The organism is Saccharothrix sp. NRRL B-16348, assembly GCF_001280085.1.
GTDB lineage: Bacteria > Actinomycetota > Actinomycetes > Mycobacteriales > Pseudonocardiaceae > Actinosynnema.
Map to the genome: position 1 here is coordinate 1 of NZ_LGED01000009.1, position 24,531 is coordinate 24,531.

Annotated in this window: 25 protein-coding genes; 10 read left to right on the forward strand and 15 right to left on the reverse strand. The window is 71.9% G+C overall.

Annotated elements, in window-relative coordinates; genetic code table 11:
- Window positions 1-329, reverse strand: a 329-nt coding sequence (locus ADK67_RS03490) for a helix-turn-helix domain-containing protein (protein WP_442974101.1), incomplete at its 3' end; no start/stop codon positions are given.
- 44 nt (window positions 330-373) lie between these two features.
- Window positions 374-1,840 (reverse strand): hypothetical protein, encoded by a 1,467-nt coding sequence (locus tag ADK67_RS03495; protein ID WP_157619879.1) that lies wholly within the window; start codon window positions 1,838-1,840, stop codon window positions 374-376.
- Between the two features lie 104 nt (window positions 1,841-1,944).
- Between ADK67_RS03495 and ADK67_RS03500 the strand changes: the two genes are divergently transcribed.
- Window positions 1,945-2,916, forward strand: coding sequence for a mycofactocin-coupled SDR family oxidoreductase (locus ADK67_RS03500; protein WP_053714922.1), 972 nt, complete (start codon window positions 1,945-1,947; stop codon window positions 2,914-2,916).
- Window positions 2,917-2,937: 21 nt separating this feature from the next.
- Window positions 2,938-3,489, forward strand: coding sequence for a nuclear transport factor 2 family protein (locus tag ADK67_RS03505; protein ID WP_053714923.1), 552 nt, complete (start codon window positions 2,938-2,940; stop codon window positions 3,487-3,489).
- A gap of 59 nt (window positions 3,490-3,548) precedes the next feature.
- Here the strand turns inward: ADK67_RS03505 and hisS are convergent, their stop codons facing one another.
- From hisS to ADK67_RS03535, 6 genes are all read right to left on the reverse strand, one after another.
- Complete coding sequence (gene hisS / locus ADK67_RS03510; protein WP_053714924.1) at window positions 3,549-4,886, reverse strand: histidine--tRNA ligase; 1,338 nt, start codon at window positions 4,884-4,886, stop codon at window positions 3,549-3,551.
- 271 nt (window positions 4,887-5,157) lie between these two features.
- Complete coding sequence (locus tag ADK67_RS03515; RefSeq protein ID WP_053714925.1) at window positions 5,158-6,612, reverse strand: serine hydrolase; 1,455 nt, start codon at window positions 6,610-6,612, stop codon at window positions 5,158-5,160.
- An 86-nt stretch (window positions 6,613-6,698) separates the two neighbouring features.
- Window positions 6,699-8,273: a sulfatase-like hydrolase/transferase gene (locus ADK67_RS03520; protein ID WP_053714926.1), complete on the reverse strand. Its 1,575-nt coding sequence runs from the start codon at window positions 8,271-8,273 to the stop codon at window positions 6,699-6,701.
- A complete protein-coding gene (locus ADK67_RS03525; RefSeq protein WP_053714927.1) occupies window positions 8,270-8,938 on the reverse strand; it encodes a DUF2306 domain-containing protein in 669 nt (222 codons plus the stop codon). The genes ADK67_RS03520 and ADK67_RS03525 overlap by 4 nt, the downstream gene beginning before the upstream one ends.
- A 111-nt stretch (window positions 8,939-9,049) precedes the next feature.
- Window positions 9,050-9,706, reverse strand: coding sequence for a response regulator transcription factor (locus ADK67_RS03530; protein WP_053714928.1), 657 nt, complete (start codon window positions 9,704-9,706; stop codon window positions 9,050-9,052).
- Window positions 9,703-10,824, reverse strand: coding sequence for a sensor histidine kinase (locus ADK67_RS03535; protein WP_053714929.1), 1,122 nt, complete (start codon window positions 10,822-10,824; stop codon window positions 9,703-9,705). Before ADK67_RS03535 ends, ADK67_RS03530 begins: the two co-directional genes overlap by 4 nt.
- Window positions 10,825-10,897: 73 nt before the next feature.
- Between ADK67_RS03535 and ADK67_RS03540 the strand changes: the two genes are divergently transcribed.
- Window positions 10,898-11,569 (forward strand): RibD family protein, encoded by a 672-nt coding sequence (locus ADK67_RS03540; protein ID WP_053714930.1) that lies wholly within the window; start codon window positions 10,898-10,900, stop codon window positions 11,567-11,569.
- On the opposite strand, the gene ADK67_RS03545 is transcribed toward ADK67_RS03540, so the two are convergent.
- The gene (locus tag ADK67_RS03545) at window positions 11,551-11,946 is read right to left on the reverse strand and encodes a DoxX family protein (protein WP_053714931.1); all 396 of its coding nucleotides are present in this window, start codon (window positions 11,944-11,946) and stop codon (window positions 11,551-11,553) included. The two genes, ADK67_RS03540 and ADK67_RS03545, sit on opposite strands and share 19 nt — an antisense overlap.
- A complete protein-coding gene (locus ADK67_RS03550; RefSeq protein WP_053714932.1) occupies window positions 11,939-12,679 on the reverse strand; it encodes a CDP-alcohol phosphatidyltransferase family protein in 741 nt (246 codons plus the stop codon). Before ADK67_RS03550 ends, ADK67_RS03545 begins: the two co-directional genes overlap by 8 nt.
- Window positions 12,680-12,723: 44 nt before the next feature.
- Here ADK67_RS03550 and ADK67_RS03555 point away from each other — a divergent pair, with 44 nt between their 5' ends.
- Window positions 12,724-13,692, forward strand: a complete 969-nt coding sequence (locus tag ADK67_RS03555; RefSeq protein WP_053714933.1) for a zinc-dependent alcohol dehydrogenase — start codon at window positions 12,724-12,726, stop codon at window positions 13,690-13,692.
- On the forward strand, window positions 13,679-14,362 hold the full coding sequence (locus ADK67_RS03560; protein WP_053714944.1) for a creatininase family protein: 684 nt from the start codon (window positions 13,679-13,681) through the stop codon (window positions 14,360-14,362). Before ADK67_RS03555 ends, ADK67_RS03560 begins: the two co-directional genes overlap by 14 nt.
- On the opposite strand, the gene ADK67_RS03565 is transcribed toward ADK67_RS03560, so the two are convergent.
- The 4 genes from ADK67_RS03565 to ADK67_RS03580 are packed head-to-tail and all read right to left on the reverse strand — an operon-like array spanning window position 14,291 to window position 17,509.
- A complete protein-coding gene (locus ADK67_RS03565) occupies window positions 14,291-15,298 on the reverse strand; it encodes a lysylphosphatidylglycerol synthase transmembrane domain-containing protein (RefSeq protein ID WP_231647996.1) in 1,008 nt (335 codons plus the stop codon). The genes ADK67_RS03560 and ADK67_RS03565 overlap by 72 nt on opposite strands.
- The gene (locus ADK67_RS03570) at window positions 15,295-16,074 is read right to left on the reverse strand and encodes a class I SAM-dependent methyltransferase (protein ID WP_053714935.1); all 780 of its coding nucleotides are present in this window, start codon (window positions 16,072-16,074) and stop codon (window positions 15,295-15,297) included. Before ADK67_RS03570 ends, ADK67_RS03565 begins: the two co-directional genes overlap by 4 nt.
- A complete protein-coding gene (locus ADK67_RS03575; RefSeq protein ID WP_053714936.1) occupies window positions 16,071-17,114 on the reverse strand; it encodes a glycosyltransferase family 4 protein in 1,044 nt (347 codons plus the stop codon). The genes ADK67_RS03570 and ADK67_RS03575 overlap by 4 nt, the downstream gene beginning before the upstream one ends.
- Complete coding sequence (locus ADK67_RS03580; protein WP_053714937.1) at window positions 17,111-17,509, reverse strand: 6-pyruvoyl trahydropterin synthase family protein; 399 nt, start codon at window positions 17,507-17,509, stop codon at window positions 17,111-17,113. The genes ADK67_RS03575 and ADK67_RS03580 overlap by 4 nt, the downstream gene beginning before the upstream one ends.
- Before the next feature lie 95 nt (window positions 17,510-17,604).
- Between ADK67_RS03580 and ribA the strand changes: the two genes are divergently transcribed.
- Window positions 17,605-18,249, forward strand: a complete 645-nt coding sequence (gene ribA / locus ADK67_RS03585) for a GTP cyclohydrolase II (protein WP_053714938.1) — start codon at window positions 17,605-17,607, stop codon at window positions 18,247-18,249.
- Window positions 18,250-18,445: 196 nt separating this feature from the next.
- Complete coding sequence (locus ADK67_RS03590) at window positions 18,446-19,045, forward strand: MmpS family transport accessory protein (protein ID WP_053714939.1); 600 nt, start codon at window positions 18,446-18,448, stop codon at window positions 19,043-19,045.
- Window positions 19,046-19,174: 129 nt separating this feature from the next.
- On the opposite strand, the gene ADK67_RS03595 is transcribed toward ADK67_RS03590, so the two are convergent.
- Window positions 19,175-20,938 (reverse strand): AfsR/SARP family transcriptional regulator, encoded by a 1,764-nt coding sequence (locus ADK67_RS03595; protein ID WP_331459229.1) that lies wholly within the window; start codon window positions 20,936-20,938, stop codon window positions 19,175-19,177.
- A 200-nt stretch (window positions 20,939-21,138) separates the two neighbouring features.
- Between ADK67_RS03595 and ADK67_RS03600 the strand changes: the two genes are divergently transcribed.
- The 3 genes from ADK67_RS03600 to ADK67_RS03610 are packed head-to-tail and all read left to right on the forward strand — an operon-like array spanning window position 21,139 to window position 24,301.
- Window positions 21,139-22,566, forward strand: coding sequence for an alpha/beta hydrolase (locus tag ADK67_RS03600; RefSeq protein WP_053714941.1), 1,428 nt, complete (start codon window positions 21,139-21,141; stop codon window positions 22,564-22,566).
- Between the two features lie 12 nt (window positions 22,567-22,578).
- Window positions 22,579-23,685: a sensor histidine kinase gene (locus ADK67_RS54525; RefSeq protein ID WP_053714942.1), complete on the forward strand. Its 1,107-nt coding sequence runs from the start codon at window positions 22,579-22,581 to the stop codon at window positions 23,683-23,685.
- The gene (locus tag ADK67_RS03610; protein WP_053714945.1) at window positions 23,657-24,301 is read left to right on the forward strand and encodes a response regulator transcription factor; all 645 of its coding nucleotides are present in this window, start codon (window positions 23,657-23,659) and stop codon (window positions 24,299-24,301) included. The genes ADK67_RS54525 and ADK67_RS03610 overlap by 29 nt, the downstream gene beginning before the upstream one ends.
- Window positions 24,302-24,531: the final 230 nt, after the last annotated feature.

The window sequence follows — 24,531 nt, forward strand, 5'->3', positions numbered from 1 at the left end:
GGCAGAGCGGGGTCGGCTGCCAGAGCGGCGGTCGGTGGCTCGGCGGGGTTCACGGAGGCGGCGGCCAGGTCGGCGCGCAACGCCGCCCACGCCCGGACCGCCTCGTCGTCACCGCCGCACGCGCGGATGTACGCGGTGAGCAGTTGTTCCCTCGGCAGGGTGTTCCGGGACAGGGCGGTGCTGAGCGTGGACGCGGGCAGGACGTCGCCCGCCCGCTCCGCACGACGCTCCAGCTGCCGGTAGCTCAAGCCGAGCCGCACCCGCAGTCCGCGCAGGGCCGCGGTGAACTCGGCGGCGTCCCGGACTTCCGGCGGTGCCAAGCCTTCCACTGCGATTCCTCCCCCAAGGCCGGCCGACAGCATGGCACAACGGATCAAGCCAGGTGCTTCCGCAGTAGGTACGCGGTCTGCTCCTCAAGACCGACCGACCGCGCCAACAACGTCCGCAGCACCGGCGCGTCCGCCGCGCCCACCTCCAACGGCGTGACGATCCGCCGACGCCACGGCACCGACACCAGGGAGCGCGAGATCCGCGTGGCGTCCGCCCGACCACGCCGCGCCAACCGTGCGTGCGCGTCACCCACCACCGTCAAGGCCGCGCGCAACTCGGCGACCCGCCCGAGCCGCCGTGCCAACCGGTACCCGGCCGTCCGCACCGCGGGCCGCTCGTCGCCCAACAACTCCCACGGCAACTCCGCCGGCACCGAACGCACCGCGATTGTCGCCTCCCGCACGACGACCGACGACGGGTCGCGCAGCAGCGGCAGCACGAGGTCGTCCGTGACCTGCTCCAGCACCCGCAACGCCCGCACGGCCCGTGCCCGGATCCTGGCCGTGGGGTGGTCCAGCAACGCCACGAGGTGCCGCCCGTCGCCGCCGACCTCGGCGAACCCGTCGATCGCGCCCACGGTCACCCGCGACCGGTAGTGCTCGGGCACGTCCACGCCCACCCGTGCCGCCGCCGCCCGTGCCAACGCACGCACCAGGGACGACGTGTCGTCCAAGTACGCCACCACCTCCGCGTCACGCCCCAACCGCACCAACCCGGTCAACGCCTGCACCCGCACCTCGGCGTGCGGCGACGCGGCCAACCGCCGCAACACCTCGACCCGCGCGGTCCACACGCAGTCCCGCGCCGCCGCTTCCGCCGCCGACGTCCGCAGCCGCACGTCCGGAGCCGTCAACGCGACCGACACCTTCCGGTCCAGCCGCCACGTCCCGACCTCGAACGCGAACGCGCGCACCTCCCGGTCCGGCGACGTCAACAAGGACTCCAACGGCGCACGCGGATCCGTCGCGGCGGCCAGGAGCTGGTTGCGCACGAACGATCCCCGCAACCACCGAGCGACCCGCAACCCGACGCCCGACGCGGCCGGCAGCATCCGCGCGGGGTCGTCGTGCAGCAGCACGGCCAGTCCCGCGCTCGCCCGGTCACGGACCTCCGACACCCAATCTCCGGTCCGCAGCACCAGGAACGGCATCAGCTCCGGCAACGGTCGCGCGATCATCCGCTCGACCGCGCGTTCCCGGAGCCACCCGTCGCCGTGCGTGCCGGCCAACGCGATGCTCAAGGGTGACGCAGTGCCTGTGGAAAGCCGCTTGTAGAGGACGGACTCCTTCAGTTCCGGAGGCACGTAGTCCTCGGACGCCCACCAGCGCACCCGGCGGGCGAAGGCGTCCAGCTGGATCACCGCCCGCGGCCGACGGGCCAGCGCCGTCAACGCCGCGAGACCCGCCGCCTCGTCGTCCGCCCCGGCGATCGCGGTGAGCAGCGTGAGCACGGCGTCCGGCTCCGCCAACCCCGCGCTGTACGAGTCCAGCAGCTGTTCCAGTTCTTCCACGAAGGCATCGTGACGCACCGCCCGTGCCGGGTGCCTGCCCATTACCGAACGGCATCGGCACAGGTCTTGGACGCCGCGCACGCCCGCGGCCCACGATCGGAGCCATGGACGACGGGAAGAAGGTGCACCGGCGCACGCTGCTGGCGGGTGCCGGTGCGGCCGGTCTTGTGGGTGCGGGTGCGGGCGGTCTCGTGGGGGCGGGTGCGGGTGTGGGTGTGGCGGCGGGTGCGGGGGGGGCGCAGGGGCAGGTCGGCGAGTTGCGGGGGCAGGTCGCCCTGGTCACCGGCGCGGCACGCGGCATCGGTCGGGCCACGTGCCTGGCGCTGGCCCGGGCGGGCGCGGATGTGGTGGCGCTCGACATCGCCTCACCGCGGGCGATCACGCTCGACTACCCGTTGGGCAGCGAGGACGAGCTGAACGAGACCGTGCGCGCGGTGCGTTCGCTCGGACGGCGCGCGGTGGCGGTGAAGGCGGACGTGCGCGACGCCGTGCGGATGCAGGACGTGGCGCGGGAGGCGGTGCGCGAGTTCGGCCGCCTCGACATCGCGGTCGCCAACGCGGGCATCACCACCTACGCGCCGCTGGAGGCGATGTCGCCGAGCCAGTTCGCGGACGTCATCGACGTCAACCTGATCGGCGTCGCGAACACCATGCGTGCCGTCATCCCCCACCTGGTGGCGCGCAAGAGCGGGTCGATCATCGTCGTGTCGTCCAGCGAGGGCAGGCACGGCGCGCCGCAGCTCGCCCACTACCAGGCCGCGAAGTGGGGTGTGATCGGGCTGGTCAAGGGCGTGGCGACGGAGGTCGGGCCGGCGGGCGTGCGGGTCAGCGGCGTCGCGCCGACCGGTGTGCGCACGCCGATGGTGCTCAACGAGGCGACGTACGAGTGGGCCGGCGGCACCACGGTCGAAGACCTGGAGAAGGCGTTGCGCGGCTACAACACCCAGCCGGTCGGGTTGATCGAGCCGGCGGACGTGGCCGACTCGATCGCGTTCCTCGCCTCGCCGCGCGCCCGGTACGTCTCCGGCACCGTGCTCGACGTGACGGCGGGCGCGAGCACCCGTTGGAACAGCTGAACCACCAACCAGGAGCAGACAATGACGGAACACCTGTCCCGGGCCGACGTGCTGCGCGGTCTCGGCGCAACGGCGGTGGGCGTGGCGGCGGGCTCGCTGCTCGGCGCGGGCACTGCGAGTGGTGCCCCTGCGGCTGCCGTTCCTGCGGTTGCCGAGCACCCGAACGTGCGGCTGATCAAGGAGTACTACGCGGCTTACGGCTCGGGTGACGTGAACGCCCTGCGCCGGTTCTTCGCCGACGACATCCGGTGGACGATCCCCGGCCACCACCCGCTGTCGGGCACCAAGGTCGGGGTCGAGGAGGTGCTGGCGTTCTTCGGTGAGCTGGCGAAGGCGGGCTTCCGCGCGGAGCCGATCTTCCTGGCCGCGGACGGCGACTGGGTCGTCGACCTGCATCGTGGCTGGAGCACCGCGCCGGAGGGTTTGGACATCACGTGGGCGCTGGCGTTCCGGATCCGCGGGCGGCGGATCGTGGAGGCGGTCAACTTCGCCGCGGACCAGCACGCGGCGGACCGGTTCTTCTGGCAGGTCTACCCGTTGGCTCCCATTCCGGAACGGTTGGGTCGGCGCTGACGGCTGGCTGGTCGGGCGGGCTCGATCCCCGGTCCTGTGGGGATCGAGCCCGGCGGGGATCAGTTCTGAGGCGGTTCGGTCCTGCGGGGTTCACTCCCGTGCGACCACGTTGCCGGGTCGGCGGTGGTTTGCGCACCCGTGGTCAGGTCCTTCACCTCGTGCGGGCGGCCGTCCTCGAACGGCGGGAACCACACGAACGGGATGCCCTTGCGGGAGGCGTACCTGACCTGCTTGGCGAGCTTGTCCTCCTGGTGGTACAGCTCGACGTTGAAGCCGTTGGCGCGCAAGGCTTTCGCCGTGTCGGTGGCGGTGCGACGGCGGTTCGGCGGTAGGACGACGAGGACGTCGGCGGGCGTGCTCGGGCCCGTCTCCAGCAGGCCGGCGGACAGCACCTTGGCGAAGATCCGGGAGAACCCGATCGACATGCCGACGCCGGGCAGGCTGCGCCGGATGAACGACCCGGCCAGGTTCTCGTACCGGCCGCCCGAGCAGATCGAGCCGTACTCCGGCCAGTCCACGAACTTCCCCTCGTAGACGGTGCCGGTGTAGTAGTCCAGACCGCGTGCGATGGAGAAGTCGGCGACCACCTCGGGCAGGTCGGACAGCTCGCGGAGGACGAAGTCGAGTTCGTCCAGGCCTTCGTCCAGGAGAGCGGAGCGAACGCCCAGCTTGCGCACGTCCTCGACGCCGCCGCGGAGCTGCGCGAGTTCGAGGACCGAGCCGATCTGCGACTCGTCCAGCCGGTCGGCCAGCAAGGACGCCACGCCGGCGGCGCCGATCTTGTCGATCTTGTCGACGGCCCGGATGACGTCGAGCGGGTCGGTGATCCCCAAGCCCTCGTAGAAGCCCTGCAACACCTTGCGGTTGTTGACGTTGATGGTCCACGCGGGGAGGTCGAGCGAGGTCAGGACCTCGTGCACGATGCGCGGCAGCTCGGCGTCGAAGTGGATCGGGACGTCGTCGACGTTGATCACGTCGATGTCGCACTGGGTGAACTCGCGGAACCGCCCGTCCTGCGGCCGTTCACCACGCCAGACGCTCTGGATCTGGTACCGCTTGAAGGGGAAGACGAGGTCGTTGAAGTGCTGCGCGGCGTAGCGGGCGAACGGCACGGTGAGGTCGAAGTGCAGGCCGAGCTGGCCCTCGTCCGGGGCTTGTCCCTCGGTGTGGTTTTGGGCTCGGTTGAGCGTGTAGACCTCGCCCGAGGTCTCGCCCTTGGCCAGCAGGACGTCGAGCCGTTCCGCCGCGGGGGTTTCGATGGAGCAGAACCCGTAGCGCTCGAAGGCGGCGCGGATCTTGTCCAGCCATCGCAGTTCGACCAGGCGCACATGCGGCAGCCACTCCGGGAAGCCGCTCACGGGCGCCGGTCGCACTACGGGCTGGGGCTGGTCGCTCATGTCGGGAAGTCCACCGGAAACCGGGTCGGCGCGCCAACGGCTTTTCTCCATCGGGTGATGGCGTACGGCCGCGTAGGAGGGAGAGTTCCGTCCGGTGGTCACGCTCGGGTCCGGTCGGTGGTGCTGTTCGGCTCGATTTGACATGGGGCCCTTACGGGCACTCCAGGCAGGCCAAAGCCGGCAGGCCCGGCGGGGTAAAGCGTCCCGCCAGGCGGCGGGTCCGTTGTGAGGCTGTTGGGCCCGTACGCCTGTTGCGGACTGGGTGGTGGGTTTAGCCTCGGCGCACGTTCCAGTGGGACAGGGGCGCGATCATGGTCATGATGTCGTCGACGGCCGCGCCCAGCTTGGCGTACTTCTCGGTGTAGAGCACCGGGAAGACGTTGGGGCGGTTGGCGGGGCGGTAGGTGTCGATGTAGTCGGTGCCCAGGTTGCTGAACGCGACCACGATGTAGTTGCGCCGTTCCTTGCCGGGCAGGGAGCGGACGATGCCCGCGTCGCTGCCCGTGGTGTCGACCCAGCCGGTCTTGTGGCTGAACGTCACCTCGGCGACCTGGTCGCACGGGCGGACGTCGCTGTCGTAGACGGCGTCGCCCACCTTGACGGTGCCGTCGGGCTGGATCCAGCGCGGCGGGGTCAGTTGCGGGATGCCCTGGACCGGGTAGGTGCGGCCGCAGTGGTTCGTGGTGGACAGCATCTCGTTGTGGCCCTGGTTGCCCAGCGACTTGATGAACTGCACGCGGGACGCCTCGGTGAGTTCGTTGCGGGTGACGAGCTTGCCCGCGGCGGTCGTCCACAGCACGCCGGAGCCGCCGTTGATCAGCAGGAGCAGCTTCGCGGTGTCGATGCTGCTCATGTTCGAGCCGATCCACCGGCCGCCGTTCTCCGGGTTGGTGCCGGTGACCATCAGCGTGGGCATGCCCAGTTCGACGAACATGCCGTTGACCTCGTCCCACGCGTTGAGGTCGTGGAGCATCTTGATCAGCGCGCAGGTCGACTCGTTCTGCGACTTGGTGATCATCTCGTCGAAGTGCTGCCGGATCACCTTGCTGGACGCCGCGCCGCACACCGGGTGCTGCGTCACCGGCCGGTAGTCGTAGACCGCGTCGAGGTCCACCCGGCCCTGGTCGGCCAGGCGCAGCACGCCGAAGCCCACCATCAGCTTGAGCACCGACGCCGGGTACGGGGAGGAGAAGTCGATCGGCGCGTTCTCCCGGCCGGCGAGCACGTCCCGGGTGCCCTGGCCGCCGTTGACGTCCCACTCGGTGTCGTCCCACCAGCGGTAGCGCACCTGGTCGGTGGACAGCGTGCGGTGGTTCAGCGGCACGACCTTGCCGTTGGGGTACTGCGGGCTGAGCAGGACGTCGGCCATCGCGATGGGCCGGCCGAGGCGGTCCAGCTCGATCACCGCGAGGTCCATGTTCGGCATCTGGTGCAGCGGCTTGGCCGCGGTGGCGTCGAGCCGGTTCGTCGACGCCTCCTCGGCGGACAGCGGGTCGTGCTTCTCCGGCGCGCCGGCCTTCGACGACGCCGCGGCGGACTCCGGCGGGGTCAGGTCGAGCACGTCCTTGAAGTTCTGCGTGACCACCGCCTGCCGCAGCGACTCGGCCAGCAGGGCGTTCACGTCCTGGGCCGCGGCCGCGGTCGGCACCGTGGTCGCGGCGCCGACCAGCACCGCGGTCGCGGTGAGCGCGGTGGCGGTGAGCAGTCTGCGTCGGGTGGATCTCATCGCACTCCCCCATGAAATGGTCCGTCTGCGTCGCCGACCGTAGTGCATTCGCCGTCGTCGCCGGCCGGGCGTCCACCGGAAGTGGGTTACCGGAACGTGGACAGGAACTGGTCGCGAAAGGTGTTCATGGGGCGCACGGGCGCGTCCGGGGTTGGTCGGAGGCCGTCGGTCCAGCCCCACGGTGCGGTCCGGTCGAGCGCTGTTTGGTCGCGGGTCACGATGGTGATCGGCACGTCGCGGCCCGCGTCCGGGCCGGTGACGAACGGCGCGGGCTGGTGGTCGCCCAGGAAGACGAGCACGAGGTCGTCGTCGCCGTAGGTCTCCACGTAGGACACGAGGGTGTTGAGGGAGTACTCGACCGTGCGCGCGTAGTCGGCCCGCACGAGCGCCGGGTCGCGGCCGAACATGTCCTCAGCCGGGGCCTCGCCCGAGGCCATGGAGTGGAACACCGAGCCGTCGCCCAGGTTCTGCCAGCCGACGGTGGTCGGCGCGGGTGACCATGGCGCGTGGCTGGAGAGCAGGGGTATGACGGCCATGAGGGGTTCGTCGGCGCGTTCGAGCTGTTGGAACCGCGCCAGCGTGAACTCGTCAGGGGTGGTGGCGTAGCCGAAGCGCGGTCCGTGGTAACCGAGGTCGTCGAACGCGTAGATCCGGTCGTAGCCGAAGAAGCCGCCTTCCGGCCAGGCCTTCGTGATGCCAGGCATGACGCCGACCGAACGCCAGCCCGCGCGGCGGAACGCGCTGCCGAGCGCCAGCCGGTCGCTGGCCAGGAGCGTGCGGTAGCGCTGCTGGTTGTCGACCCACAGCCCGGACAGGAAGGTGGCCTGGGCCAGCCAGCTCCCGCCGCCCGCGGTCGGCGAGGTGAGGAACGCACTGCGTGAGGTGTAGCCGGCGGCGGCGAGTCGGCGGGTGCCGGCGTCCAGCACCGAGGTGACGTGCGGCGCCATGTCCGGGTGCTCGACGGCGGAACGCCCGTAGCTCTCCACGAACGCCACCACGACGTCCTTGCCGCGCAACGAGGTCAGCAGTTCGTCGGCCTTCGTGCCGGCGAACGGGTCCACCGCGGACTCCGCCGCGAAGTCCGCGCGGTCGCGGAGTCCCGCTTGCACCCGTTGCGCCTGGTCGTAGACGAACGCGGCCGTGCTGTGCGAGGCGACCGGCGCGGCGAGGGTGATCGACACGGTGGTGAGGACCGCGACGACGCGGGTGACGACGGGGCGGTGCCGGTCCACCGCGGTGCTGAGCCGTGCCGCGGACCGTGCCATCAGGACCACGACCGCGCCGGTGAGCAGCACGGCCGCGACGACGGCGGAAACCGCGGCGAACCGGCCCGCTGTCACGTCCACGTAGTCCACCGCGGGCGCCAGCAACGGCCAGTCGAGCACCAGGTCGAACGGCCGGTGCAGCACCGCGTCGAAGCCGATGTCCAGCGCCTTGGCCACGAGCAGGACGCCGAGCACCGCACCGCCCGCCGGCGCCACCACGCGTCGCGCCCGTTCGGGCAGGACGAGCACCAGCACGACGGCGAGCAGCGCTTCCACCGGCAGGCGCAGGAACGCGGCGGGCGTCAGCGAGTCGACGTCGCTCGGCGCCAGCAGGGCGAGCAGGACGAGGACGGCCGCCAGGGCGGTGAGCGCGGTGCGGCGGGTGGCGAAGGTCATGCGGTCCTCTCTGCGCGCCTTTCCCTGTACAACGCGCGGCGACGCCTGCCCGGTTCACGGATGACCCACTCCGCGAAGGCGACGTTGATCACCCAGCCCGCGCCGAGCAGCAGTGTCCTGGTGAGACCGGTGGCGGGCCCGACGAGCACGACCCACGCGATGGTGACCAGCGCTTGCGTGCCCGCGCCCTGGGCGATCGCGTAGGCCCGGACCATCCAGGCGCGGTGGCGGACGATGTCACGGCGGCGGATCGCGGTGAAGCCGAGCACGAGGGCCAGCACGGTGGCGGAGCCGGTCACCAGCCGGAAGGAGGCGAGGAGGTCGCCGTCGCCCTCCGGGTAGGGGTAGAACAGGGTCATCCACAGGCCCGTGAGGGCCATGAGGAGGCCGGCCGGGATCAGGATCCGGCCGAGTAGCCGGTGTGTGGCGGGCTTGCGTCTGCGGAAACCCGGCGAGAACTGGAAGGCGCCCGCCAGGCAGTACACGACGGCGCCGACGATGTGCAGCACCACGGGCAGGGGCGCGGCGAAGAACCTCGCGTTCTCCGGGGTGACCTCGCCGCCGGCGAGGTCGGTCAGGCGGATCGCGCCGCCTCCCATCGGGATGAGGGTGAGCGCGATCAACGCGGTCGGCACGAGCCAGTCGGCCCTGCGGGAGGAGGTCACGGCGAAGGCCCTTCGTCGGTCCGGTCTCGGTGTGGTCCGAGTCTGGTGACCGGCGACGTGGCGGACATCGGGAGAAGGGCCGGAGGGGGGCGGTACTCGCGGCGGGTGCGGCTAGTACTTTCGGCCGGCGACGCGGTTGGTCTCGTAGGCCCAGATGGCGATCTCGACCCGGTTGCGGGCGCCCAGCTTGGCCATCAGGCTCGCGATGTGCGTCTTGACCGTGCTCAGGGTGATGTGCAGCTCGTCGGCGATCTCGCCGTTCGTCCGGCCCCGCGCCACGGTGACGAGCACCTGCTCTTCGCGGTCCGTGAGCGGTTCGACGGGTTGGGGTGGCGGCGCGGCGGCGGCGAACGTCTTGAGCAGCCGCGCGGTGATGCTCGGCGCGATGAGCGCGTCGCCCGCGGCGGCGGCGTGGACGGCCTGGGCGAGCAGCGCGGGACCGGCGTCCTTGAGCAGGAAGCCGACCGCGCCGGCCCGGAGCGCGGCGTAGACGTACTCGTCCTGGTCGAACGTGGTGATGACGACGACGGCGAGCGGGTCGTCCACCTCCGGCCCGGCCAGCAGGCGGGTGGCCTCGATGCCGTCCAGACCGGGCATGCGGATGTCGAACAGGCACACGTCGGGGCGCAGGCGCCGGGCGAGTTCCACGGCCCGTCGCCCGTCGGCCGCCGCGCCGACGACCTCGATGCCCGGCTGGGCGTCGAGGATCATCGTGAGCCCGGTGCGGACGATCTCCTGGTCGTCGGCGACGACCACCCGGACGTTCACGCGCCCGTTCCCGTCCGGGGCAGGGTGGCGGTCACGGTCCAGCCCTGGTCGGGGCCGGGGCCGGCCGCGCAGGTGCCGCCGAGCAGGTCGACGCGCTCGAACATGCCGACGAGCCCGTACCCCGGCGTGGCGGGACCGGCGGAGGCGTCGCCGTCGTCGCTCACGCGCAGGTGCACCGACGTGTCGTCGGCGGCGACGCGCACCTCGATGCGGGTGGCGTGCCGGGCGTGCCGCCGCGCGTTGGTGACCGCTTCCTGGGCCAGGCGGTAGACCGCGGCGTCGACCGACGGGTGGACGCCGTCCAGGTCGCCCGCGAGGCCCACCTCGACCGACGGGCCGGTGCGGGCCGACGTGGCGAGCTGCCCGAGGTCGGCGATGCGCGGGCTGGGCGCCAGGTCGACGGGCTCGTCACGCCGCAGCACGCGCACCATCGCGCGCATCTCGGTGAGGGCACGCGAGGCTTCGGCCTCGATCAGGCGCAACGCGTCGGTGGCGGCGTCCGGCTGCGCCTCCGCGGTCGCCAGGCCCGCCTGGGCGCGGATCGCGATCGCCGACACGTGGTGGGCGACCGTGTCGTGCAGGTCCCGGGCCAGCCGTTCACGTTCCCGCAGCTTGACCTGGTCGAGCTCCCGCGTCCGCAGGCCGGCCCGGTACCGCATCGCGACGCCGAGGGCGGTCGCCGAGAACACCACGGTCAGGCCGCCGATCGCGTCGACGAGGGCCAGCTCGCGCAACGCCATGGACAGGCACGCGCTGCCGACCACGAGCACCAGGCCGACAACCGCCTCGCGCCCGGAACCCCACCTGACCACCGAGTACACCAGCAACAGCACGAACGCCGTCGTGTTGGGCTCGACCCGCTCCCCGCCGGTGAGGAACGGGACCAGGCCGGTGCCGGCGAAGGCGATGACGAGGACGAGCAGCGGCCTGGTCCGGCGCCACAGCAGGGTGGGCGCCAGCCCGATCACGACGACGGCCCACAGAGCGCGCGACGGCAGGTCCGTCCGGAGAGCCATTTCCAGCGCCGCCGCGGGCACGAGCACGCCCACGAGCGCCCAGTCCCGCCACACCCGGCGTGGCGGGTGGTGGGGCCGGGGCTCGCGGAGGATGTCGTGCACGGGCCGATCGTACGAGGGCGCGGGCCCCGCCGGATCGGCCTGAAGTACGAGACGACGTCGGTACGGTGGGCTCGTGACTCGCCCGCACGTCCTGCTCAGCGTGGCCGTCAGCGTCGACGGCTACATCGACGACCGCAGCGCGCAACGGTTCCCGCTGTCCAACGCCGAGGACTTCGACCACGTGGACCAGGTGCGCGCGGAGTCCGGCGCGATCCTGGTCGGCGCGGCGACGATCCGCCGCGACAACCCGCGCCTGCTGGTCAACGGCGCGCACCGGCGGGCCGCCCGGGTGGCCGAAGGGCGGCCCGAGTACCCGGCGAAGGTGACCGTGACCGGCAGCGGCGACCTCGACCCGGCGCTCAAGTTCTGGCACCACGGCGGCGACAAGATCGTCTACACCACCGACTCCGGCCACGGCCGTGCGGTCGGCGCCGTCGGCGAGCTGGCGGACGTCGTGTCGCTGGGGCCGGCGGTCGACTTCGGGGCGTTGCTGGACGACCTCGGCTCGCGCGGCGTCGACCGGCTCATGGTGGAGGGAGGCGGCACGATCCACACCGCGTTCCTGGCCGCCGGGCTGGCCGACGAGATCCGGATGGCGGTCGCGCCGATGCTGATCGGGCAGGCCGCCGCGCCGCGCTTCCTCAACCCGGCCGAGTTCCCCGGCGGCCCGGCGCGCCGCTTCCACCTGGAGGACGTGAGCAAGCTCGGTGACGTCGCCGTGCTGCGCTACTTCCCGAAGGCCTGAAGCAACGACCGGACGGTGTCCCGCCGGCCCACCGCCACCACGGCCGCCAGCACGAGCAGCACGGCGGGCAGCACCGCGCCCGCGGAGTCGCCCAGGACGAACAGCTCCGTGACGACCGCGCCCGCCATCACGCCGACCAGCCCCAGCGCGGCGAGCCCGCACAGCCGCGGCACGAGCAGGCCGAGCGCGCCGGCGAGCTCCAGCACCCCCGTCACGTACCGGAGCCACTGACCGGACCCGATCTTGTCGAACTTGCCGACGAAGTCGTCGCCGAGCAGCGACACCCCGCTGTAGACGAAGTACGCGGCCAGCAGCACCTGCAACACCCAGAGGGCGATGTTGCCGACGCTGACGTTCGTCCGGGCTGCGTCAGACATGGCTGACTCCTTCCACCGATGCGGGAGCATTGCGCCACAACCAGGCGATGTCACGACCGAACGACCAGATGAGCGAGGCCAGCGCGAGTCCGACGAGGACGTCCGGGTGCGGCAGCAGGCCGGACGCGGCGGCGACCAGGGCGATCCCCTGCACGGCGGCCACGACCTTGCGCGCGTGGCTCGGCGGCAGCGCGCCCCGCAGCCAGTCGAGACCCCAGGACGCCGTGACGAACGCGTACCGCAGCGCGCCCATCACCACGACCCACGGCCCGAGGGCGACCGCCACGTGCACGCTCAGCACCAGGATCAGGAACGCGTCGACCTCCATGTCGAACCGCGCGCCCATCGCCGACGCCGTGCCCGTGCGACGCGCCACCTGCCCGTCCACGAAGTCCAGGGCCAGCGCGACCGCGGCGAGCACGACGAGCAGCACCGGGTGGTCGCCGCCGTCGGCCACCAGCGCCGTGACACCACCGACCAGCAGACCCCTGGCCGACGTGACCCGGTCGGCGGGCCCGAGCACCCCGCGCGACGACCGCTGCACCGCGCCGCCCAGCAACGCCTGGTTCGCCACCGCGTACGCGATGCCGGCGAGCCACCCGAGCACACCCAGCCCGACCGTGGCCTCCAGCAGGCCGAGCAGCAGCACCTGGACGCCCGCCCAAGCGGCGGGCTCGGAGTTGGATTGCGCCGCGACCTCGCGGACAGTCGCGCTGTGGTGAAGTGTCGTCATCGTGCCCCTCGTGACGGTGGCCCCGTTGTTCGGAGGTTGTATAGATGACACGCTCTGCGAGGGCCCTCTGGTTCACCTCATCGGGAAAAAGTGAGATCCGGGAGGTGGCGCTGGCCGAGCCGGGGCCCGACGACGTGCTGGTGCGGACGCTGTACTCGGGGATCAGCCGGGGCACGGAGAGCCTGGTCCTGCGCGGTGGCGTGCCGGAGAGCCAGCACGACGTGATGCGGGCGCCGTTCCAGGACGGGGAGTTCCCGTGGCCGGTGAAGTACGGCTACCTCAACGTCGGTGTGGTGGAACGGGGACCGCTGCTCGGCCGCACGGTGTTCTGCCTCTATCCACATCAGACGCACTACGTGGTGCCCGCCGCCGCCGTGACGCCCGTGCCGGACTCGGTGCCCGCCGCCCGCGCGGTGCTCGCCGGGACGGTGGAGACGGCGGTGAACGCGCTGTGGGACGCCAGGCCGTTGATCGGCGACCGGATCGCGGTCGTCGGCGGCGGGATGGTGGGGTGCAGCGTGGCCGCCGTGCTGGCCCGGTTCCCCGGCGTGCGGCTGCAACTGGTGGACGCCGACCCGAGCCGTGCGTCGCTGGCCGCCGCGTTGGGTGTCTCGTTCGCGTCGCCCGAGGAGGCTTCGGGCGGCTGCGACCTGGTCGTGCACGCGAGCGCGTCCGAGGAGGGGCTGGCCCGGTCGTTGGCGCTGCTCGCGCCGGAGGGGCAGGTGCTGGAGCTGAGCTGGTACGGCGACCGCCGGGTCTCGGTGCCGCTCGGCGAGTTCTTCCACTCGCGGCGGCTGCGGCTGCGCAGCAGCCAGGTGGGCGTGGTGGCGCGGCCCGACCGCACGTACGCCGAGCGGATGGCGCTGGCGCTGGACCTGCTGGCCGATCCGGTCTTCGACGCGTTGATCACCGGGGAGAGCCGGTTCGACGAACTGCCGTCCCTGCTGGCCGGCGGCGCGCTACCGTCCCTGTGCCACCGCGTTGACTACCGTGCCGGGCATGTACCTGCCTGACACCACCGAAGACGTGCGGGCGCGTGCGGCGACCGTGGCGGTGCTGCCCGTGGGCAGCCACGAGCAGCACGGCCCGTACCTGCCGTTGGCCACGGACACCGTCGTCGCCTGCGCGATCGCGCGGGCGATCGCCGACGCGCACCCCGTGCAGCTGCTGCCGCCGATCACGATCTCGTGCTCGCAGGAGCACGCCGCGTGGCCGGGCACGGTGAGCATCTCGGCGCGGACGCTGTACTCGGTGCTGCGGGACGTCGCGGACTCGTTGCGGCGGTCGGGCGTGCCCCATCTCGTGCTGGTCAGCGGGCACGGCGGGAACTACGTGCTGTCGAACGTCGTGCAGGAGTCGGAGGGGATGGCGTTGTTCCCGGGCAGCGGCGACTGGGCCGCGGCACGGGAGGCCGCCGGGATCGTGACGTCCTCCCGCAGCGACATGCACGCGGGCGAGCTGGAGACGTCGATCCTCCTGCACACCCAGCCGGAGCTGGTGAAACCCGGCTACGAGACGAGCGACCACCTGGCCGACGACCGGCCGCACATGCTCACGCTGGGGCTCGCGCCGTACACGTCGTCGGGCGTGATCGGGCGGCCGTCGCTGGCGTCAGCCGACAAGGGCCGGGACGTGCTCGCGGGGCTGGTCGAGTCGTTCGGGCAGTACCTGGCGTTGTTCTGACCGGTGCGCCGGCCCGCCGAACAGGGTGAGGACGCCGGGCAGGCTGCTGATCAGCGCCAACACGCCGTAGACGACGCCGGTCGTGACCCCTTGCGCGGCGCCGAGCCCGGCCGCGCCGAACGCCACCGCCAGGAACGCCTCGCGCGGCCCGAAGCCGCCGACGTTCAGCGGGACGGCCATGACCAGCAGGGCGAGCACGACCAGCGGGAGGAGTCGGCTGAGCGGGGCGTCGGCGCCGGCGGCCCTGGCCGCGACCACGAACAGCGCGACGTGCCCGGCCAGTGCCGCGGCGGACAGCAGGGTCACCTTGGGCAGGACTTCGCGGTTGACGAGGCCGGTGCGGGCGTCGGCCCACGTCGTCCGCGCGGCTCTGCGGACCTTCGCGGACCCGAAGGCAGCCACGAGGACGAGCGCGGCGGCCGGCAGGGCGAGGGCGGGCACGTCGACGGGCACGGGCACGGAGCCGGTGACCAGGACGGCGACGCCGAGCGCGATCAGCACGACCTGCCCGGCGGCGCGTTCGAACACCACCGCCCGGACGCCGCGGCCGACGTCACCGGCTTGCCGCCCGTGGTTCACGGCCCGGTGCACGTCACCGAGGACGCCGGCGGGCAGGACGGCGTTGAGGAGCAGGCCGCGGTAGTAGTCGGACACGGCGGCGCGGAGGGTGAGCGGCAGGCCGAGGCGGCGGGCGATCAGCCGCCACCGCCACGCGCTCGCGACGGTGGTCAGCAGCCCGATGCCCAACGCGGCGGCGACCGCCCGGCCGTCGACCGCATGCAGGCCGTCGAGGAACGCGTCGGCGCCCAGCCGCCACGCCAACGCCACGAGGATGCCGACTGCGGCCACCAGCCGGAGCCAGGGCCACGCGCGCCTCATCGTGCCGCCGCCGGATCGATGTGCCGCCGGGAGTTCGACCGCACGCGTGGCCGTCATCGAGGCACCGCCAGGAGATCCGTGTGGTGCACCACCACGCGCGGGCCGTTGTCGAGCTTGCGCCGCAGGTAGGCGGGCGCTTCGACGCCCAAGTCGGGTTCCTGCTCCACCGCCGCCGCCACCCACCCGCGCAGCCACTCCCCCGCCAGCGCGGCCTGCTCCGGGCCGAGCCGCCACGGGCTCGGGCTCGTCGTCACCTCCGCGCCACGCCGTTCGAACGCCTCCACCGCGACCGCGACCGCGTCCGGCCCCAGCAGGCGACGTCCACCGACCACCCGCCGCTGGTGCGCGTTGAACGCGGCCTCGAACTCGGCGTCCAGCGACTCGGCCGGGTCGAACTCCACCCGGCCCGCCACGGACAGCGTCAACAGCGCCGGACACCCCGCGTCGACGCACGCGCCGGCCAGCCCGTCCACCTCCTCCGCGGTCAGCAGGTCCAGCAACGCCGACCCGGTGACCAGCGACGTCCCGGCGATGTCCGCGCCGGTCAGGCCGGTGAGGTCGCCCTCGTGCGTCTCGATCGTCACCCCGCTCATCGTCGCCGCCGCGATGCTGAGCAGCCGGGGGTCGCGGTCGTGCAGCACCCAGCGCTGCGGACCGCCCAGCCGGCCGGCGAGCCATCGTCCCAACGATCCCGTTCCACACCCGAGATCACGCACCACGAGGGGGGTCCGGTTCAGATTGATCTCCTGGAGCCGGTCGACCAGGTCCAGCGCGCGGGCTTCCGCGTCGGCCTTCTCGCGCAGTGACAGCCATTCCGGGGCGAAGGTGCTCATGTCGGCAGACTAGCCAGCACCGCCGCCAGCCCGGCCGCCGTTTCGTCCCATGTGGACAACTCGCGCCGGCGTGCAAACGCACGGCCGCGCAGGTCACGCCGCCACTCGTCGTCGGTCAGCCACCGCCGGAGGGCTTCGGCGAACGCCGTCACGTCGCCCGCGGGCAGCAGCACCCCGCCGTCACCGAGCGCGTCCGGCACGGCGCTGGCCACCACCGGCACGCCCCGCGCCAACGCCTCGGTCACCACCATCCCGTACGTCTCGGCCAACGACGCCAGCACGAACAGGTCCGCCGTGGCGTACGTGTGGTCGAGCGCCGGGCCGCTGAGGGGGCCGAGCAGCTCGATCCGCGAACCCAGCCCGTGCCGGTCGACCAGGTCGCGGACCGGCCACCGCTCCGGGCCGACGAACGCGCAGGTCCACGACAGGTCGGTCACCGAAGCCAGCGCGCGGACCAGCACGTCGTGACCCTTGCGGGGAGTGAGGGAAGCGACGCAGAGCAACCGGGACGCGCCGTCCGTGCCGACGGCAGGGGGCGCGGGGTCGGTGCCGGGTGCGACGACGTGGACCCGGGCCAAACCGTGGTGCGAGGTGAGCCGGCGGGCCGCGGACGGGCTGGTGGCCACGACGGCGTGCGCGGCACGCAGGACTTCCCGTTCGGCGGTGTCGAGCCGTGCGGCCAGGGTCGGTGGCAGGCCCGTCTCGTCGGCCAGGGGCAGGTGCACCAGGACCACCAGCCGGAGCCGGTCGGCGTGCGGCACGACGACGTCCGGCACGCCGCACGCCACCAGGCCGTCGAGGACGACGACCGAGCCGTCCGCGAGGTCGCCCAACGCCCGGTTCAGCGCTGAGCGGGCGGCGGGTTCGGGTTGGGGCCAGGTGCCGGGCACCACGATCTCGTGCACCGAGGGCGGTAGGTGCGGTGAGTGTGCGAGGTGCGGTGAGCGGAGGGCGTCGATCACCCGCCGGTCGTAGAGGTTGCCGCCGCTCGGTGACGCCGGGTCGTCCACGCCGCCGGGCAGGACGAAGTGGACCGTCACAACGGACGTTCGTAGCTCGCCCACGCGACGTGCGACTCGTGCAGCGAGACCTCGATCCCGGCCAGCCCCCGCGCGCCCTCGCCGAGCGAACCGGCGTGCACGGCCTCCGCCAGCTTGTCCGCGATGTGCTTGGCCAGGAACTCGGTCGACGTGTTGACCCCGGCGAACTCCGGTACGTCGTCCAGGTTGCGGTAGTTGAACTCACCGAGAACGGCGCGCAGCCGCTCGGTGGCGAGCCCGATGTCGACCACGATGTTGTCGGCGTCCAGCTCGGCCCGCTTGAACCTCGCGTCCACCACGAACGTTGCCCCGTGCAGGCGTTGGGCCGGACCGAAGACCTCGCCGCGGAAGCTGTGGGCGATCATCACGTGATCACGAACGGTGATGCTGAACAGGGTGACCTCCGCCGAGTGAGCGAGCTACGGTGCAAGTACCGGCCGAGCGTAGTGAACGCCCGGCCGGTGTCGGGTTCGGGTGACGAGGGAGCCGGATGCGCGAAGAAGCCTTCAAGGACGAGGACCTGGCGGAGTCGGACCTGGTCACGCGCCGCGGCAAGTTCCGCGCGGTGGCGTTCCGGGCCGACGGGCACGAACACATGGCGCTGGTGTACGGCAGGACGACGCTGCGCGAGAACGTGCTGGTGCGCGTGCACTCCGAATGCATGACCGGCGACCTCTTCGGCGCGATGCGCTGCGAGTGCGGCGACCAGCTGGACGCCGCGCTGGACCGGATCGTGGCCGAGGGCAGCGGCATCCTGATCTACCTGCGGGGACACGAAGGTCGAGGCATCGGCCTGGTGGAGAAGGTGCGCACGCACGTTCTGCAGGACGAGCAAGGCCTGGACACGCTCGACTCCGCGACCACGCTCGGCCTGCCGGTCGACGTCCGCGACTACACACCGGCCGCGCGCGTGCTGAAGCACCTGCGCGTCACGTCCGTGCGGTTGATGTCGAACAACCCGGACAAGATCGAGGCGTTGGAGACCAACGGCATCGAAGTCGCGGCCCGCGTGCCGCACCTGATGCGCCCCAACCCGCACAACATCGGCTACCTGACCGCGAAGCGCGACCGGCTGGGCCACGACCTGCCGCAGGTCGACCAGCCGGCGGACTACGAATATCCCACGGCGCGGTAAACCCGACTCCTGAACTGTGCACGGTGTGTGTGCGGGGCGTGTGGTGACGCGTGCGAGGCTATGCGACGCCGACGCCCCGTGCGTCATTTCAGCCGCCGTTCCTCGAAACGAAGACCGGCACCACGACGCGCATTTCCGGTGAGCCTGCGGCTCGCCCGGCGCACACATTCCGCAATTCAGGAAGAGAAAAGAACTCATGAGCCAGCAGACCTCCTATCCGCCAGTGCCGCCGCAGACCCCCCAGCAGCCGCCCCGCAACGGTTTGGGCACGGCGGGGTTCGTCCTCGGCCTGGTGGGTCTGGTGTTCTCGCCCATCCCGTTCATCGGCGTGGTCGCCTGGCCGCTCGTGATCCTGGGTCTGATCTTCTCGGCCGTCGGGCTGGCCAGGGTGAACAAGGGACGTGCCACCAACAAGGGCCTGTCCATCACCGGCATCGCGGTGTCCGTGCTCGGCCTGGCGGTCTGCATCGTGTGGGTGTTCGTGTTCAACTCCGCGGTCAACGAGATCCAGGAGGAGGTCAACCGGGTCGCCAAGGTCGACTACGAGGTCACCGGCGACGCGGCGAACGTGGAGATCCTCTACGGCGAGGTGCTCGACCCGAAGACCGAGACCGCGCCGACCTTGCCGTGGACCAAGCAGGCCGAGAACAAGGGCGTCTACAAGGGCGGCACGCTCACGGCGACGGCTGACGAGAACGGTGGCACGGTGACCTGCAAGATCACGGTGGACGGCGCGGTGGTGTCGACGAACACGGCGACCGGGCCGTTCGCGACGGCGTCGTGCATCGGCACCTGATCCGGCTGATCGGCTGATCGGCTGAGTGCGGCTCGTTCGGCTGCCTGGCTGATCGGCTGGTTCGACTGATCGGCTGGTTCGGCTGATGTGCCAAGGGCCCGGCGGGAGTTGTCCGCCGGGCCCTCGGTGTCACGCCTCAGACCGCTCCACCCCGTACACCCGCACGAGTTCGGGCAGCCGGTAGAGCGGCTGGCCGCCCGCGTCCACGCCACCGGGCGTCAGCAGGCTCGACCGCACCAACTCCTCGACCACGCCGTCGGCGTCCGGCACGTCGAGCACGGCCGCGACCACGCTTTCCGTGATGTCGGTGGGCCCGAGCGACGCCAGGCGGCGCAGTCCGGCACGGGCCGGCGCGCTCAGGGTCGCGTAGCTGCTCGCGACCGCCGCCCGCACCTGGAGACCGCCGACGGCCAGCTCGTCCAGCCGGCCGCGTTCGTCGGCCAGCCGGTCCGCGAGCGACCGCACGCTCATGTGCCGTCGGGCGACCAGGCGGGTCGCCGCGATCCGCACGGCCAGCGGCACGCCGCCGCACAGCGCCACGACCTCGTCGGCGGCGGCGCGTTCCAGCTCGACGCGGTCGCGGCCCGCGATCCGGCCCAGCAGCGCACGGGCCTCGTCGGTGGTGAACGGCGGCACCGCCAGCGACGTCGAGCCGGCCAGGCCGTCCAGCCTGCCGCGACCGGTGACGAGCACGGCGCAACCGGCGGTGCCGGGCAGCAGGGCGCGCACCTGGGCGGCGGACGCGGCGTCGTCCAGCACGACCAGCACCCGCCGGTCGGCGAGGCACGCGCGGATCGCCGCGGTCCGGTCCTCCAGGTCCTCCGGGATCGCGGCGCCCTTGCGCCACAACGCCCGCAGCAGGCTGCCGAGCACGTCAAGCGCCTGCTTCGGGTTCGGCGACGTGCCCGCGAGGTGCGCGAACAGCTGGCCGTCGGGGAACTCGGCCCGCAGCCGGTGCGCCACCCGGATGGCCAACGCGGTCTTGCCGACGCCGGGCTCGCCGGTGAGCACGACGACCGGCACCGAGGCGGCGTTCGCCCGCAGCGCCGCGACGACCTGCTCCAGCTCACCGCCGCGGCCCTCGAAGTCGGCGGTGTCCGGCGGCAGCTGGCACAGCGGGAACGCGGGCTCGACCGGTTCGACCGGCTCGGCCGACAGTCCGGGAACGTCGCCGCGGAGGATCTCCTGGTGCAGCCGCCGCAGCGCCGGGCTCGGCTCCAGCCCCAGCGCCTCGACCATCACGTCACGGGTCGTCCGGTACACGGCCAGCGCGTCGGCCTGCCTGCCAGCGCCGCACAACGCGATCATGAGCTGGCGGCACAGCCGTTCCCGCGTGGGGTGTTCGGCCACCGCCGCTTCCAGCTCGCCGACCACCTCGACGTGGCGCCCGGCGGCGAGTTCGGCTTCGAACCGGTCCTCCAGGACGATCAGCCTGGTCGTCTCGCCGTGAGAGATCTCCGGTTCCAGCGCCGACACGTCGAGGTCGGCCACGGGGCGGTCCCGCCACAGCGCCAACGCGCTGCGGTAGAGGTCGGCGGCGAGGGCGTGCTCGCCGCGGCGTGCGGCGAGCCGTGCGGCGTCGACCTTGGCCCGGAACACGAGCAGGTCGAGGTCGCCCGGCCCGACGCGTAACAGGTACTGGCCGTCGACGTGGTCGATCCGCAGACCGGGCAGCCGTTCGCGCAGCCGTGACACATAGGTGTGCAGGTTGGAGAGATACGACTTGGGCGGGTCTCCGTCCCATATGGCGTCAACGAGGTGGTTGACGGAAACCGGTTTGCCCGCGTGCATCAGCAGAACAGCGAGAAGGGTCCGCAGACGTCGGCCACGAATCTGTACGTGCGCACCATCCGATCCGGACACGGTAAGCGGCCCGAGCACTCCGAACTTCACCGAGCCACTGTAGGAGAAAAGCCGTCACAAAGTAACCGCCCCAACAATGTAGTTGGGATTATTTCACCTTATCGCGAGTTCACCTCGCGATCGTGTGGCGTTGGTGTCCGAAATCACGGAAGTTCTTTCCGGGTGGGTGCGGTGCAAGATCTGTCGAAAGGCAGACGCGGTGGGAGGTGGCGGGCGCGCACGCTGGGCGCATGAGGAAAACGATCAAGGGTGTGGTGGGTGTGGTCGGGGCCGTGGGTGCGGTGATCGCGCTCTGTCTCGCGCCGGGTGCGGCGCAGGCCGCGGGTTCGGGTTCGGTGGAGTGGGTGGACTGCGGTGACGGGTTGCAGTGCGGTGAGGTGGCGGTGCCCGCGGATTGGGGCGAGCCGCGTAGCGAGCGGGTGCGGCTGGCGGTGGCGCGGCTGCCCGCGCGGGACCAGGCCGCGAAGAAGGGCGTGCTGCTGGTCAACCTGGGTGGGCCGGCGCAGCAGATTTCCGTGCTGCGCGTGGCGAAGAGCGCGTTCACCGACCTGACCCGGTGGTTCGACGTCGTGGTCTCCGACCCGCGCGGGTTCGAGGCGAGCGCCGGGATCGAGTGCCCGTATCAGGCTCCGATCCCCGACAACGCCGAGTGGGTCTTCCCGGACCAGGCCGCCTACGAGAAGTACCGCACGGTGAACCGCCAGTTCGGGATCGACTGCACCCAGGCAGCCGGGCCGCTGGCGGGCACGCTCAACTCCTGGCAGGTCGCCCGCGACATGGACGCCATCCGGGCCGCGATGGGCCAGGCGAAGCTGAACTACTACGGCAACTCCTACGGCACCGTCTTCGCCCAGGCCTACGCCGAGTTCTTCCCGCACCGGATCGGGCGGATGTACCTGGACAGCGTGGTCGACCACACCACCCGCTCTTGGCCCGACTGGCTCCTGCCACGCGCGCGGACCATGGAGCGCAACCTGGGCCGGTTCGCCGAGTGGTGTGCCGATGAGCCCGGTTGCGCCCTGCACGGCCGTGACGTGCTCGCCGTCTGGGACGAAGTGATCGCACGGGCCACTCGTGACCCGATCCCGGCGCCCGGCGAGGGCACGACGGTCAGCGCGACGCGGATCGTGTCCCGGACGAACCCGGCGTTCGACCGGGAGTGGCCGCAGTTGGCCCGGTCGCTCGCCGAGGCGCACGCGGGTGACGCCACGCTGTTCGCCCGGTTGCCGATCGGCGGCCGGGATCCCGACCTGTCCCGGATCATGTTCTGCGGCGATTTCCCGTACCCGTCGAGCTATCCGGTGCTCAAGTCGTGGGAGACGGGATTGCGCGAGGCCACGCCCCGCATCGGGTGGGCGGTGACGTGGATGATGGCCTACCACTGCGCCGGTCTGCCTCCGACGCGGACGTACCCGCCGCACCGACTGCGCGTGAAAGGGCTGCCGCCCGTTCTGGTTGCCAGCGGCGAGTACGACAGCACGACCCCGCCGCTGGACGCCCGTCGCGTGGCGGCGCAACTCGGCAACGCCCGTTACGTGCCGACGAAGGGCGGCCACGCCCTGTACCTCAGCGGCCACCCGTGCGTCCGGGAGCACGTGCACCGCTACCTGACCACCGGCGCGCTCCCACCCGAAGGCACGGCCTGCGGCGCCGCGTAGACGATGGCGGTCATGCGATACGTCCGGGAAGGCCTGCTCGTCGTCGGCGTCACGACGCTGCTGGTAGTCCTGACGATCTGGGAGGAGCGGTCCGCGCCACCGCAGGTGCCGCTCCTCCTGATCGGGTCCAGTCTGTGCGTCAGCCTGCCGTTGCTTTTGCGGCGCGTACTGCCGTTGACCTCAGCCGTGCTGTCGGCGGTGGTGGGGTTGGGTGGGCTCGGGTTCCTGCCCGCGTGGCCGGGGATGTTGGTGACGATGGGCGCGTTCTGCGCGGCCGTCTACCACCGTGAGCGAGGCCCGGGGCTGGTGCTCGCCGCGTGCGGGTGCTGGGTGCTGGTCAGCGCGGTGATCGCGGGCAGCCCGGTCCAGGTGTTCACGGTCACGGACCTCGTGGTGATGGGCGTGGCGCCGGTGGCGACCGGGTACGCGTTGCGGCTGCACCGGGAACGGGCGGAGCAGACGTTGCGGGTGCAGCGGGCGGAGGCCGATCGGGTGCTGGCGGAGGAACGGGCGCAGCTGGCGCGGGACGTGCACGACAGCGTGGGTCATCACCTGACGGCGATCCGGATGCAGGCGACGGCGGTGCGGCGGGTGCTGGGCGGCGCGCCGCCGGTCGCGGATCGGGCGTTGGGGACGATCGCCGAGCTGTCGTCGTCGGCGTTGGACGAGGTGAGGGGGTTGTTGAGCGCGTTGCGGGATGGGCCGGTCGGGGTGGTGGGCTTGGGTGAGCTGGAGCAGTTGGTCGAGAGGTTGTCCGGGCCCGGTCGGCGGATCACGGTGACGCGGACGGGGGTGGCGGTGGCGGTGCCGCCCGCGGTTGATCACACGGCGTACCGGGTGGTGCAGGAGGCGTTGACCAACGTGGTCCGGCACTCGACGGCGGGGGTGGTGGACGTGCGGGTGCATCGGGGGCGGGGGCGGTTGGTGGTGACGGTGGTGGATGACGGGGTAGGTCAGGTCGGTGGGTTGAGACAAGAAGGGCAGGGCATTCGGGGGATGAGGGAGAGGGTGCGGTTGGTTGGGGGGACGCTCGTGGTCGGGCCCGGTGAGTCGGGGTGGTCGGTGCGGGCCGAGTTGCCGACGGGAGGTGGTGTCGGTGCGGGTACTCGTGGCGGATGACCAGGGGGCGGTGCGGGAAGCGTTGCGGATGGTCCTGGACGGTGAGCCCGACATCGAGGTGGTCGGTGAGGCGGCCAGTGGGACGGAGGCGGTGCACCTGGCGTTGACCCGCAGGCCCGATGTGGTCGTGATGGATCTGCGGATGCCGCACGGCGACGGGATCTCGGCGATCGCCCGGCTCGGTGAGGTCGGCGCAGGGGCGAAGGTGTTGGCGTTGACGACGTTCGACCTGGACGAGTACCTGTTCGGGGCGCTGGCGGCAGGGGCGGGTGGGTTCCTGTTGAAGGACAGCGATCCGGCGGTGTTGGTGGACGCGGTGCGCGGGTTGTACGAGGGGCGCGGGTTGATCGATCCGAGGGTGGCGGGACGGTTGATCGCCCGGTTCGCGCAGCTGTCGCCCCAGGCGGTGCCTGCGGAGGTCGAGCTGCTCACGCGGCGGGAGGAGGAGGTGTTGGGGCAGGTGGTGCGGGGGTTGAGCAACGCGGAGATCGCGGCGGAGTTGACGATCGAAGAGGGCACGGTGAAGACGCACGTGGCGCGGATCCTCACCAAGTTGGGGGTTCGGACGCGGGTGCACGCGGTGATCTATGCGTATGAGCACGGGTTGGTGAGGTGAGGGTTCTAAAGCGTTAAAAGCATGTCCTCGCCGGACGGGCAGATCAGCAGGATGACGCCTGGTTTGGTGGTTGAGCGCCGGGGCCGTTGTGGTGCGGGTTTCGTGTCATCCCACCGACCTCCACAAGGGCAACCACACGTGTCAAGGGGGCGACAACAGTGGATGTGGCAGGCATTGGTGAACGCCGCCCCCTTGACACGTGCGGTAGGGCTGCGCCAGGTCGGCGGGAT